10 protein-coding genes and 2 tRNA genes are annotated in these 12248 nt (G+C 63.5%); 8 read left to right on the forward strand and 4 right to left on the reverse strand.

All coding sequences use genetic code 11. The features are described 5' to 3' along the window. Positions 1-166: 166 nt before the first annotated feature. The 3 genes from leuA to K3152_RS05255 all read left to right on the forward strand — a co-directional run bounded on the left by leuA (position 167) and on the right by K3152_RS05255 (position 4002). Positions 167-1849: a 2-isopropylmalate synthase gene (gene leuA, locus K3152_RS05245; protein ID WP_221573011.1), complete on the forward strand. Its 1683-nt coding sequence runs from the start codon at positions 167-169 to the stop codon at positions 1847-1849. Between the two features lie 82 nt (positions 1850-1931). Then, on the forward strand, positions 1932-2744 hold the full coding sequence (locus tag K3152_RS05250) for a hypothetical protein (protein ID WP_221573020.1): 813 nt from the start codon (positions 1932-1934) through the stop codon (positions 2742-2744). Positions 2745-2823: 79 nt separating this feature from the next. Beyond that, positions 2824-4002 carry a GGDEF domain-containing protein gene (locus K3152_RS05255; protein ID WP_221573026.1) on the forward strand — a complete coding sequence of 393 codons (1179 nt, stop codon included), beginning with the start codon at positions 2824-2826 and terminating at the stop codon, positions 4000-4002. Positions 4003-4022: 20 nt separating this feature from the next. Here K3152_RS05255 and K3152_RS05260 read toward each other — a convergent pair whose 3' ends face one another. After that, positions 4023-5822, reverse strand: a complete 1800-nt coding sequence (locus tag K3152_RS05260) for a vWA domain-containing protein (RefSeq protein ID WP_221573027.1) — start codon at positions 5820-5822, stop codon at positions 4023-4025. Positions 5823-6058: 236 nt separating this feature from the next. Here K3152_RS05260 and K3152_RS05265 point away from each other — a divergent pair, with 236 nt between their 5' ends. Both K3152_RS05265 and K3152_RS05270 read left to right on the forward strand, forming a co-directional pair. Then, entirely contained in the window at positions 6059-7120 is a 1062-nt protein-coding gene (locus K3152_RS05265; protein ID WP_221573028.1) for an amidohydrolase family protein, read from the forward strand. 80 nt (positions 7121-7200) lie between these two features. Beyond that, entirely contained in the window at positions 7201-8169 is a 969-nt protein-coding gene (locus tag K3152_RS05270; RefSeq protein WP_221573029.1) for an NAD(P)H-dependent flavin oxidoreductase, read from the forward strand. Here the strand turns inward: K3152_RS05270 and K3152_RS05275 are convergent. From K3152_RS05275 to K3152_RS05285, 3 genes are all read right to left on the reverse strand, one after another. Then, the gene (locus K3152_RS05275) at positions 8166-8687 is read right to left on the reverse strand and encodes an AHH domain-containing protein (RefSeq protein WP_221573030.1); all 522 of its coding nucleotides are present in this window, start codon (positions 8685-8687) and stop codon (positions 8166-8168) included. The genes K3152_RS05270 and K3152_RS05275 overlap by 4 nt on opposite strands. A gap of 12 nt (positions 8688-8699) precedes the next feature. Then, positions 8700-9506, reverse strand: a complete 807-nt coding sequence (locus tag K3152_RS05280; RefSeq protein ID WP_221573031.1) for a hypothetical protein — start codon at positions 9504-9506, stop codon at positions 8700-8702. Between the two features lie 107 nt (positions 9507-9613). Beyond that, on the reverse strand, positions 9614-10099 hold the full coding sequence (locus tag K3152_RS05285) for a flavodoxin family protein (protein WP_221573032.1): 486 nt from the start codon (positions 10097-10099) through the stop codon (positions 9614-9616). A gap of 81 nt (positions 10100-10180) precedes the next feature. On the opposite strand from K3152_RS05285, the gene recJ reads away from it, so the two are divergent. The 3 genes from recJ to K3152_RS05300 all read left to right on the forward strand — a co-directional run bounded on the left by recJ (position 10181) and on the right by K3152_RS05300 (position 12248). After that, positions 10181-11965: a single-stranded-DNA-specific exonuclease RecJ gene (gene recJ / locus K3152_RS05290; protein WP_221573033.1), complete on the forward strand. Its 1785-nt coding sequence runs from the start codon at positions 10181-10183 to the stop codon at positions 11963-11965. Between the two features lie 85 nt (positions 11966-12050). Continuing rightward, positions 12051-12125, forward strand: a tRNA-Glu gene (locus K3152_RS05295). Between the two features lie 48 nt (positions 12126-12173). After that, a tRNA-Glu gene (locus K3152_RS05300) sits at positions 12174-12248 on the forward strand.

Below are 12248 nucleotides of genomic sequence, written 5' to 3' on the forward strand. Positions count from 1 at the left end.
CGCTTGAATTCGTGGCAATATTGCGCAATGCACAATGTCATGACCCGCATCGGAACCCTACTGCGACTTACCCGCCCTTGGGCGTGACACAGGCGTGCCATCAGGGTGCGCCGCGCACCCAAGGGCAGACCCCGCGATAAGCCGCCACCGATACGAGTACTTTTTCATGTCCATGCTCAAGAACCCGAGCGTCAAATATTCGCCCTTCCCGCAGGTCCCCCTCGTGGACCGGGAGTGGCCCACACGCACCATCACCGCCCCGCCCCGCTGGCTGTCGACCGACCTTCGCGACGGCAACCAAGCGATTGTCGACCCGATGGACGCGCACAAGAAGAACCGCTTCTTCAACCTGCTCGTGGAAGTGGGGGTGAAGGAAATCGAGGTCGGCTTCCCCAGCGCGGGCGCGACCGAGTTCGATTTCATTTCAGGCCTCGTCAAATCGGGCCGCATTCCTGACGACGTCATCGTGCAGGTCCTGACGCAAAGCCGCGAGGACCTCATCCGCACCAGCTTCGCCAGCCTCTCCGGCGCACGTGCGGCCATCGTCCATCTCTACAACGCCGTCAGCCCCGCCTGGCGCGAGGTCGTCTTCGGCATGACCAGGGACCAGGTGCGCGATATCGCGGTGCACGGCGCAAAGGTGATGCGCGACGAGGCGGGTATGCAGCCTGATACCGACTGGCATTTCCAGTATTCGCCGGAGACCTTCTCGACTGCCGAACTCGATTTCAGCCTCGAGGTTTGCGAGTCGGTGATGGAAGTGCTCGCACCCACGCCAGACCATCCCATCATCCTTAACCTGCCCGCCACAGTGGAGGCAGCGACGCCCAACATCTATGCCGACCAGGTCGAATATTTCATCCGCAACCTGCCGAACCGCGAAAGCGCGGTCATCAGTCTCCACACGCATAACGACCGCGGCACGGGCGTGGCGGCGGCGGAGCTCGCGCTGATGGCGGGCGCAGACCGCGTCGAAGGCTGCCTCTTCGGCAATGGCGAGCGCACGGGCAATTGCTGCCTCGTGACCATGGCGCTCAACATGTACACGCAAGGCGTCGACCCGAAGCTCGACTTCTCCGACATCGACCGCGTCATCGAGACGGTCGAATATTGCAACGAACTGCCCGTCCACCAGCGCCACCCCTATGGCGGCGAGCTGGTCTACACGGCCTTTTCCGGCAGCCACCAGGACGCGATCAAGAAGGGCTTCGCCGCGAACGAGCGCCAGAACGATCCGCACTGGCGCGTGCCCTACCTTCCCATCGACCCCGCTGACCTCGGGCGCAGCTATGAAGCGGTCATCCGCGTCAATTCGCAGTCGGGCAAAGGCGGTTTTGCGTGGGTGCTCGAGCAGGATCAGGGACTCAAGCTGCCGAAGAAGATGCAGGCCGATTTCAGCCCGCACGTCCAGCGCATGGCCGACGAACTGGGCCGCGAACTGGGCGCTGCCGACATCTGGCAGGCCTTCAAGCAGGCCTATCACGTCCAGACCGAGGAAAAGCACTTCCAGCTGGTCGATTACGAGGAGCGCCGCGCGACGGACGGCACGCGCCTGTTCAGTGGCACGATTGCCGTCAAGGGACAGGAGCAGAGCGTCTCGGGCCGCGGCAATGGTCTTATTTCCTCCGTGCTCTCGACCATCGAGGACAGCTTCGGCCTTGCCCTGGAGATCGTCGACTACACCGAACACGCGCTCACAACCGGGCGCGACAGCCGCGCGGCAGCCTATCTCGAATGCAGGACGCCCGACGGTCGCACGATCTGGGGTGTCGGCATCGACGAGGACGTCGCGACTGCCAGTGTTCGCGCGGTCCTCAGCGCGGCCAATTCAGCAGTCGCGGACGCATGAAATGAATAATAAAGTCCATTTTTGGGCCAGATGTCGGATACGTACTTTGCGAAATAGGTATTTTTCGACTACCTACTGACACATGGGCGATTTGGGGGAACCTGCGCATGCTTATGTCGTAAAGGCGGCAGAACTGCCTGCACTTTACTTCCTCGACGAGGCGCACCCTCGTCCGCTCGAGCTCGAATGGATCAATCGCGGCACGGACCAGAAGCTGCGGCGCACCACGATCGAGATGTTGCTCCGCACGCTGTTCGCCAAGGCCCAGACCCCCAGCGTCAAAAAGCTCCACGACTCCGCAGGGCTGCGCGCCAACTTCCGTAGCGAGCGCGAGCGCGAGCGTTTTTCGCGGGCGTTTTCAAAGGCTCTCGACGAGATGGCGCGTGACCGCCAGCACCTCCTCACCGCCGTATTCGACAAGCCTGAGGCAGCCAGCCGTACCGTTGAGGCCCTTGCCGAAAACGGCGTGCCCGAGGATGCCATCGCCATGCTGTGGCGGGCCAGCGAGTACCTTGAAGAAAAATACGAACCGGCGCGCGGACACAGCCCGGGGACTGTCGCGGGGACAATCACCGGTGCGGGCGTGGCAGGCGCCATGCTCGGCGTGGGGATGCTGATGATACCCGGCCTCGGCCCGGTCGCGGTGGCCGGAGCGATGACCAGCGCAGCGATCGGCCCGGTTGCAGCGGTCAGCGGCGTCATCGGCGCGACCGGCGGCGCAATCGCGAAAATGCTGACCGACCACGATGTCGATGGAGTTTCAGCAACTCTTTACGAACGCGAGATAAAGAAGGGAAAGATTTTTGTTTCCGTCGATACGAGCTATGACGGAATTGACCCTGAGAAGGTCCGCAGCCTGCTCGATGCCCATGGGGGACATCGGCCGGAGGCATAATCACGGTTCGCACGTGAGATAAGAAGCAAGAAAATAACAACCGGTCGCGATGGAGCAGTTTCTTTAGGGAGGCCATCGCATGCCCCTGTCGAATGTGGTCGACGAGGAAGGTTTCCTCGTCGTGCACGAAAGCAGAAGCTACAAATCCGAGGTCTTTCGCGAGACGCTCTCGGGCATCCTGCTTGTCGAGCGGCGAAACCTGCCGGCACAGGCGATGCTGTGGCTTGTCATGGTGCTTGCCGCCACGCGGATGCCCAATAGCGAATTCTTTTTCCTGCCCCTGATGGCGCGCCTGTTCGCGCTGCTCCACACGCGTTTCGCATCGCATAGGCTCGGCATGGCCCTGGAACGCGGCAAGCGCATTCGCAAACAGCTCGCCTACGCCGTTTTCGCCATGCTGTTGGGGGGAGCGAGCTGGGGCTTCGTCCTGGCTGCCGTGATGAGCGACCCCGTGCTCCACCCCGCGCGGCTTATCCTCGGAGGCGGAACACTGGTCGGTGCCAGCCTCATCACCGCCATCGTCGGACCGGCCTATCGACTGCTGTTCGCCTTCCTCGCCGGTTTTGTCTCAAGTACCGTCCTCGGCATGTGGCTTTGGGAAGCCTCGATGCTGCTGCCGGCGACATTCGGCACCCTGTGCCTTTCCCTGATCTTCCTGGCCTTCGCCTACGCCCTGTCCGGCCAGCGCATACTGACATCGCGTACCCTGGTCGAAAACCGCATCCTGTCGGAGGAACTGGCGGATTCGCTGGCGCATGCCGAATTCCTGGCGTTCCGCGATCCGCTCACCGGACTGATGAACCGGCGCGCCTTTTTCGAATGCGCAGGGGATTACGACGAGGGGCAAGAGCGCTACCTGCTCTCGCTCGATCTCGACGATTTCAAGTCCATCAACGACCGGTTTGGCCATGCCGTGGGCGACAAGGTACTGGTCAAGGTCGGAGAGACGATCAAGCAAGTGCAGGAATCGCTCCCTGCGGGCGATCATTGCGCAGTGCGGCTCGGCGGCGAGGAATTCGTCATGCTGCTGGATTGCAGCGGGAAGGGATGCGCCAGCGCGGCTGCAGAAAGGCTGCGCTGCGCCATTGAGGGGATTTCGGACCAATTGCGCCTCCCCGGCCTGCGCACGACCTGCTCCATCGGCCTGTCCCGCTGGCATCGCGACACTCCGATCGACGAGGTGCTCTGCAACGCGGATGACGCCCTCTACAAGGCGAAGGCGCGCGGACGGAACCGGGTGGAAAATACGGCCGCCTGAGCGAGCCCTTGCCGGTGCGCCTAGCTGTCCTCGCTCTCGATGCGCTCGAGAAGGATTTCGCTCCCTTCGCGGCCATCTGACAGCCGCATCCGGTCTCCGTTGAAGGTATAGCGCAGGACGAGGTCGGTATCCTCGATATGGAGCCGCTTCTCGTTGACCTCGAAATACTGGAAGATTTCGTCGCCATCGCCATAGCGGCCTTCGCGATAGGTGATGAACTCATTGTCCTTCGTGATTTCGACCCGGTCTCCGCGCCCGATGTCGTCCACGCCGCGGTGGCGCAGCACTCTCCACGTCCCGACCACCCCGAAATGCCGCATCTCGCGCGGCAGTTCTCCGGCATAGCCAGCAAGGTAGGCCGCCCTGCCCTTCAAGCTATCGACCAGTTCCGCTTCGTTCTCGAAACCCTCGACATCAGCCGCGGCAATCCGCTGCGAGAGCGCATCCAGCCGGTGGAACACCGATTTGCGTTCGCCCTTCTGGTGATAGTCGCCAAGCGCCGAAGACAGGGTGAGGTACTGGTCCACGAGCAAGTGTGCAGCGCGCAGGCGCTCGGGCGCTTTCGCAACCCCACCGACACCATCGCTGTCTGTATGACTCTGGCCTGACAGCGCATCGGTATAGCTCACGGCAATCTGCGCCGGCGAGGTCTGCCCCAGTTCACGCGCTGGCAGGAATTCACGTTCTGCGTCCTTGCCAAGCGAGAAGTAGATGCCCCCGCCATTGGAGGACAGGAACGCCGAACCAATCGTCACGGTGACCAGCCCGTCGTCTGCCTCGGACATCAGGCCGTCGGGCACGCCGAACACGCCGGTGACCTTGTAGCCTTCTGCCGGGTCGATGGTGATGGCGACGTCATGCGCGACCTCGCTGACCATGTTGTAAAATTCCGTGTCGAACAGCTTTGCGGCATCGTCCTCGTCATCGAGGAAGAAGAGGTTCCCCCCGCGCACGCTCGACACGCGGCTGGCCAGCGCGCCATCGAAATGCACGCCGACGCCAATGGTGGTGAGGCCGATACCCATGCGCGAGCCACGCGTGGCCTGCCCCATGAACCCTTCGGCGGAAGTGTTGCCGACATTCGGGTTCTCGTCGGTGAAGAGCATGAGCCGGGTCTTGCCGCGGCTCTGCTTCAGTTCTTCGACGGCTGTTTTGTAACCGAGCTCGAGACCCGCCTCCATGGCAGTCGAGCCATTACTTTCGATGGTCGCGATGGCTTGCCGGATGGCAGCCTCGTTGCCGTCGACATCGGTAACGGGCAGGTGCACCACGGTTTCCGAGCCGTAGATGACGATTCCCATCCGGTCGCCCGGGCGCAATTGCTTGAGCGCCGAGTTCAGCCCTTCCTTCACCCGTTCGAGCGGCGACCCGCTCATCGAACCCGACCGGTCGACCACCGCAATCAGGCTGACCGGCTCGGCGCGATAGGCATCGGCATCGATAGCGCTGTCGAAGCCGAGGCCGACGAAATAGGCATCCTGCTCGCGGCCCGGTAGCGAGGCCTCCATCGCGTGCGAAGATATACAGAATAGCTGCGTGCAATCGCCGGTCGAGGGGAGCGTCAAGTCATGCTCGCCCAACAGGCCTTCCAGCGTCAGGCTGCTGGTCGGCGGCAGGAAATCGCCGTCGAGCGAAACCGAGCGGAAATGCTTGATGTCCTGCGCCCCGCCCTGGCGTACGCGTGTTGCGGTGACGATAATCGAACCGGCATCGGCAGCTTCCTGCTCGTCCTCGTCGGGAACGTCCTGCGCCGAAGCTGGTGAGGAGAGGAACAGCGCGAGGCTGGCCGTGGTGAAAAGCGAAACGCGCGAAAACGACATGCGACTCTCCTCTGATTTTTCAGATGAAGACTATCGCGAAATCAGCGGATTACCAAACTGCTTCGTCGGTTTGACTTTCCTACATTTGGGCAGGCCTACTAACAGGTCCGAATGACACCTTCGCTTTTCTTCAAAACACACGCAATTCCGCCGCTCACAAACACCTCTTTGCTTTTTGCCCCGGACCGTGTTCCAAGTGTTCCAAGCTGTAGGAATGGCCTGAGAGGAGCCGCGACATGAGCGAAGACATCATCGATCCCGACCTGTCCATCATCGACCCGCACCATCACCTGTGGGACCTGCGCCCGCTGGTCCCCGCCTTCCCCGAACCGCGGCATGATTTCATCGAGGCGATTGCGGGTGCGGCCTATTACACCTTCGACGAGTTGCAGCATGACACGCGCGGCGGCCTCGAAGGCGGCCACAACATCGTCGGCACGGTCTTCATGGAATGCGGGGCCTTCTACGATGCCAGCCGCGGCGACGCCATGAAGAGCGTGGGCGAGGTCGAATTCGTCAACGGCGTCGCGGCGCAAGGGGCGAGCGGCCTCTACGGCGATTACCGGCCTTGCGCAGGCATCGTGGGCCATGCCGACCTCACGCTGGGCGATGCGGTCAAGCCGGTGGTCGAGGCTCTGGTAGCGGCAGGTAACGGGCGTTTTCGTGGTATCCGCCATGCCGCGGCCTGGGATGCCGACCCCGATGTGCTCGGCCCTCCCTTCCATGCGCCCGAAGGCCTCTACGGCTCCGACGCCTTCCGCGCCGGTTTCGCCGCCTATGCCGAGCATGGGCTGACCTTCGACGCCTGGCTGCTCGAGCCGCAATTGGGCGACGTGCTGGACCTAGCCAAGGCCTTCCCCCAGCAGACCATTGTGCTCGACCATTGCGGCACGCCGCTCGGTATTGCCTGTTACAAGGGCAAGCAGCACGAACATTTCGACCGCTGGCGCGCCTCCATCAAGGCGATTGCCGAGTGCGAGAATGTGGTGGTCAAGCTGGGCGGGCTGGCGATGGCTTTCTGCGGCCTGCCCGAGGACGGGCCGATGAAGGGCCATAGTTCCGAACATCTCGCCGCGCTGTGGCGGCCCTATGTCGAGACCTGCATCGAGGCCTTCGGCGCGGACCGCGCAATGTTCGAATCGAACTATCCGGTCGACCGCTGGGGCGCGAGCTACGAGGTCTTGTGGAATGCCTTCAAGCGCCTCTCGCACAGCCATTCCGAAGACGAGCGCCAAGCGCTGTTCGCAGGTACGGCGGCGCGGGTCTACGGGCTGGAGCACCTGCTGGAAGCTGCCTGACGTTTACGTAACGTCACACTCGACAAGCGCGCAAACGCGCCATACGCCCTGCTCCAACTGCAATCGAGGAGCCTTTCCGCATGACCCTTCCCGTCCCTTTCGACAAGCTGCGCATCCCTGTCATCGGTTCGCCGCTGTTCATCGTGTCGGGCCCCGAGCTGGTCATCGCGCAGTGCAAGGCGGGCATCGTCGGCAGCTTCCCGGCGCTGAACGCGCGTCCGCAGAGCCAGCTCGACGAATGGCTGCACCAGATTACCGAGGAGCTGTCCGCGCATAATCGCGACAATCCCGACCGCCCGGCAGCACCCTTCGCGGTCAACCAGATCGTCCACCGCTCGAACGACCGTATCGAGGCGGACATGGCGACCTGCGCGAAATGGCAGGTGCCGCTGATCATCACCTCGCTCGGCGCGCGCGAGGAAATCTTCAACGCGGTGCGCGGCTGGGGCGGCATCACCATGCATGATGTCATCAACAATCGCTTCGCCCACAAGGCGATCGAAAAGGGCGCGGACGGGCTTATCCCCGTTGCCGCCGGTGCCGGTGGTCATGCCGGCACGCTCAGCCCCTTCGCCTTGATGCAGGAAATCCGCGAATGGTTCGACGGGCTCGTGGCGCTCTCGGGCTCCATCGCGCATGGTCGCTCCATACTCGCAGCCCAGGCGCTAGGGGCGGACTTCGCCTATATCGGCTCGCCCTGGATTGCGACCGAGGAGGCCAATGCGGTCGATGGCTACAAGCAGGGCATCGTCGAGGGCAGCGCGGACGGCATCGTCTATTCCAACCTCTTCACCGGCGTGCACGGCAATTACCTGCGCTCTTCCATCGAGAACGCAGGACTCGACCCCGACAACCTGCCCACCAGCGACCCGTCGAAAATGAACTTCGGCAGCGGCGGCAACACCAAGGCCAAGGCGTGGAAGGACATCTGGGGCTCGGGCCAGGGCATCGGCACGGTGAAGAGCGTGGGACCAGTCGAGGACATGGTCGCGCGTCTCGAAGCCGAATACGTCGCCGCCAAGGAAGCGCTGGCAGGCAAGACCGCCTAGGCAGCAGCTGCGAACAGCGCTTCGGCCATTGCATCGAGTTCGGAGAAGTCGGGCTTGACCAGCGCCGGGTCGCGGCGATTGAGAACGAGCTTCCGCGACTGGTCGAGTAGGCGTTTGCGCAAGGCCGATTGCAGCAGGCCGAGACGAAGCAATGCCTCCTCGCCCGCCTGCTGCGAACAGAGCTTCTTGCGGTGCGACCAGCGGCCCTCGATGATACCGACCCGCTCGATGACCATCGCGTTGTAATCGCGATGCGGGCCGCGGTGGAGCGGCAACAGGGTCCGCCAAACCGCCTCGTCGCGGGCTGGCAGGAGGATGCCGTTGCGGCGGAAATCGTCGAACCCCAGCGCCTCGCGCCCGACCTCGGAAAAGAGACGCGAAAAACATCGACGGGTGAGCAATTGCCTCGGCAGCAGGTGATGCTTTTGCAGCCCGGCATCATGGCCCGGACAGCCGCGCCTGTTCACGCTGCGAAACGGCAGAGTACCGCGCGCCTGGTTCCCGATTGCTCTCCCCATCCCGACGCGACGCTACATGCGCGACACCTCCACGATGTCGCAGTCGGGCAAGGGGCTGAGCGAGTATCTCTCGCCATCTTCGGTCACGAATTCGCGCGCCTCGCCGACCCGTCCGGCACTTACGATATCGTGCACCAGCCGCATGCCGAGACGAGTGGCAGCCAAGCGGTCTTGCGCCAGCGTCGGATGGAAACGAAGCTCCTGCCCGACGAAGAAACCCAGCCCCTCGCTAGCAAACTGCCCTTCACCATTCGCAGCGAACGATGTGAGGCCGAGCGCAGGGAATGGCCCTCCCTCGGTCCAGCCTTCGACCGAGCGGCAGAACAATTCTGTAGCGGTCGCGCTGCGGGCGGGGCTCCAGCAAATCGCTTCCACCCCTTCGAGCCGCCTGGCCATCTTGCAGCCAAGGTCGAGCATGGCGCGCACAATGGGCAGGCTGTTCGCTCCGTCGGCAAGATGCGGGCCAGGCACCAGCACCAATGCCTCCTTGCCATGCGGGTCGCATTCGGCACCCAGCGCCACGCGATGTACCACTTGGGGCACCGCAACGCCCGGGGCAGGTGCCATGCCGAGCAGGTCGAAGGTGAGACCCGACATCATCAGTTCGAGCCACTGCCCCGAATAGCCATCGCGACCTTGCGCAGCATCCTGCGGGTCGGCGGGGCTGCCGGCGGGGTCATGGCTCACCCAGACGAGGTCGAGCGCCTCCACCATTGCCAGCACATCGCTGCGCTGCGGGCGTGCGCCGGGTTCGAACAGGAGATACAACCCCTGCGGCGAACGCGCCTCTTCCCCTAGCGATGCCTGTGATGCTGGCATTCCGCCCGCTTCCCCCCGATACAATCCCGCGCCAATTCTTGGCGACTTCCAAGGGCTTCGTCGAGTCTGGAATTGGGAGATAGGTCGGAAACGGCGCAATCGGGACCCTAGAAGATACCGTCAGCGATACCCTGTCCCAAGGCCTGGCCCAATTCGCGTGCCCTGCCGAGCTCGCTCTCGTCAATCTGCTTGGGCGCAGTAATTTCCGCCTCGGTCTGCGCGCCGGTGTCGACAATCATGTGCTCGACCACCCGCTTCAACCGCCAGCCCTTGCAGATGCGGTCTATCTGCTTTTGTGCCCACTCGCCGTCGCTGCCCGCCGCAATGATGGTGGCGAAGGGCCGTCCGGCAATCTTCATCAGCACCGGATAATAGCAGCGGTCGAACATCTCCTTCATTTCGCCGCTCATGCTGGCGAGGTTTTCAGGGCAGCAGAAGAGGTAACCACCCGCGTCCATCAAATGCTTCGGCTGAACATCCCGGGCACGCATGATACGGCAGTGATTGCCAGCGCCTTCGAAGGCCGCCTCGGCAAGGCTTTCGGCGCTGCCGGTGCGGCTATGCCAGACAATCAGGAGATATTTGTCAGCCATGGCCTGAGAAAGCCGCTGGACTGTCGATTGTCAATGCGGGCGCGCTTGCTGGAAAGGCGCAGGTCGCGGTAGTGAGGGCGGATGGCTTCCACTGCCCTCCCCCAGGTTTTCGGCGTTTCCAACTCCCTCACGGGCCGCGCTTGGCGCTGGCGGGGCGGGAATATGGACCTCGGACAAGGCCACTTCGGCGATGGCGAGAGCATCGTACGCCAAATCCTGCTAGCGCGCGGCGTTGCGCCCGAAGATGTGCAGCGCCACCTCTCGCCGACCTTGCGCGATTTCCTGCCCGACCCGTCCGAGTTCAACGACATGGACGCGGCTGCCGACAGGATTGCGCAGGCGGTGCTCACCAAAGAGCGCATCACGGTCTACGGCGATTACGACGTCGACGGGGCGACCAGTTCGGCGCTCCTCATCCGCCTGCTGCGCGACTTGGGTGTCGAAGCGGATTACTACATTCCCGACCGGCTGCTCGAAGGCTACGGCCCCTCGGGCGAGGCGCTGGTCAAACTAGCCGAGGATGGCTCCAGCCTCATCGTCACGGTCGATTGCGGCGCGATGGCGCATGAGGCGCTGGCGATGGCGAGCGATGCGGGGGTCGATGTCATCGTGGTCGACCATCACAAGTGTTCGCACGAATTGCCGCGCGCCGCCGCGCTGGTGAACCCGAACCGGCTCGATGAGAACGACCTTGCGGCGGCGCACGGCCATCTGGCTGCGGTGGGCGTCGCTTTCCTGCTCGCCATCGCCCTTGTTCGCACACTTCGCGCACAAGGCTATTTCGCGGACCGCAAGGAGCCCGACCTGTTCGCGCTGCTCGACGTAGTGGCGCTCGGGACAGTCGCAGACGTCGCCGCGCTGCATGGCCTCAACCGTGCCTTCGTGGCGCAGGGTCTCAAGGTCATGGCGCGACGCGACAATATCGGCATGTCGGCGCTCATCGATGCCAGCCGGCTGAAGCGCGCTCCTGCCTGTTCGGACCTGGGCTTCGCGCTCGGCCCGCGTATCAATGCCGGAGGTCGCGTGGGCGAATCGACGCTGGGTGTGCGCTTGCTGACGACGCAGGACCCCGACGAGGCACGCGAAATTGCCGCGCAGCTATCCGCTCTCAACGAAGAACGCCGCGCCATCGAGGCCGAGGTCCAGCAGGCCGCCGAGGAACAGCTTGCCGCGCAGCATAATCGCGCTGTGCACGTGGTCGCAGCGAAGGGTTGGCACCCGGGCGTAATCGGCATCGTGGCCGGCCGCATCAAGGAGAAGAGCGGCAAGCCCTCGCTGGTCATCGCGCTCGACGAGAATGGCGAAGGCAAGGGTTCGGGCCGTTCGATCCCGGGCGTGGACCTCGGCGCAGCCATCATCCGGGCGCGCGAAGAAGGTCTGCTGGTCAAGGGCGGTGGCCATGCCATGGCTGCGGGCCTCACTGTGGCCGAGGACAAGCTGGAAGCCTTCTCCGACTGGCTCGACGCGCATCTGGAGGCGGCAGTGGCGCGTGCCGGACAAAATCGCGAGATGCTGCTCGACATCGCCGTCGCGCCGGGCGGCCTCACGCCCGAACTGGTCGAAGCGCTGGATGGCGGCGGGCCTTATGGCGTGGGCTGGCCGGGGCCGCGCGTGGCAGTCGGCCCGGTGCGGCTCGTCAAATGCGACATCGTCGGCAACGACCATGTCCGCATTATCGCCAGTGGCGACGACGGCAAGAGCTTCAAGGGAATCGCCTTCCGCGCAGCAGAAAGCGATATGGGCCAGGCGCTGCTCCATTCTTCGCGCGGGCGCAGGCTGTGGCTCGCAGGCCGGGTGAAAATCGACGATTGGGGTGCCCGCCCTGCCGCCGAATTGCATCTCGAAGACGCAGCTTTTGCAGATTGATTGCAAAAGGCCCAATTGGAGGGTTGACGCTTTTCGCAAGCCCGCCTAATTGCGCCGCCACGCCACCGAGCCCCACAGGGGCCGTGGCCCGTTCGTCTAGCGGTTAGGACGCGGCCCTTTCACGGCTGAAACACGGGTTCGATTCCCGTACGGGTCACCATCGGTGGCGTTATTGCATCTGCAATCCGCACATAGTGCCACATCATGTGGCCCGTTCGTCTAGCGGTTAGGACGCGGCCCTTTCACGGCTGAAACACGGGTTCGATTCCCGTACGGGTCACCA

Source organism: Qipengyuania polymorpha, from assembly GCF_019711435.1.
In the GTDB taxonomy this organism is placed as follows: Bacteria; Pseudomonadota; Alphaproteobacteria; order Sphingomonadales; family Sphingomonadaceae; genus Qipengyuania; species Qipengyuania polymorpha.

Excerpts from the sequence above, each read along its gene's own strand:
- leuA (WP_221573011.1), top strand. The coding sequence starts at position 167 with ATGTCCATGCTCAAGAACCCGAGCGTCAAATATTCGCCCTTCCCGCAG.
- K3152_RS05250 (WP_221573020.1), top strand. The coding sequence starts at position 1,932 with ATGGGCGATTTGGGGGAACCTGCGCATGCTTATGTCGTAAAGGCGGCA.
- K3152_RS05255 (WP_221573026.1), top strand. The coding sequence starts at position 2,824 with ATGCCCCTGTCGAATGTGGTCGACGAGGAAGGTTTCCTCGTCGTGCAC.
- K3152_RS05260 (WP_221573027.1), bottom strand. The coding sequence starts at position 5,822 with ATGTCGTTTTCGCGCGTTTCGCTTTTCACCACGGCCAGCCTCGCGCTG.
- K3152_RS05265 (WP_221573028.1), top strand. The coding sequence starts at position 6,059 with ATGAGCGAAGACATCATCGATCCCGACCTGTCCATCATCGACCCGCAC.
- K3152_RS05270 (WP_221573029.1), top strand. The coding sequence starts at position 7,201 with ATGACCCTTCCCGTCCCTTTCGACAAGCTGCGCATCCCTGTCATCGGT.
- K3152_RS05275 (WP_221573030.1), bottom strand. The coding sequence starts at position 8,687 with ATGGGGAGAGCAATCGGGAACCAGGCGCGCGGTACTCTGCCGTTTCGC.
- K3152_RS05280 (WP_221573031.1), bottom strand. The coding sequence starts at position 9,506 with ATGCCAGCATCACAGGCATCGCTAGGGGAAGAGGCGCGTTCGCCGCAG.
- K3152_RS05285 (WP_221573032.1), bottom strand. The coding sequence starts at position 10,099 with ATGGCTGACAAATATCTCCTGATTGTCTGGCATAGCCGCACCGGCAGC.
- recJ (WP_221573033.1), top strand. The coding sequence starts at position 10,181 with ATGGCTTCCACTGCCCTCCCCCAGGTTTTCGGCGTTTCCAACTCCCTC.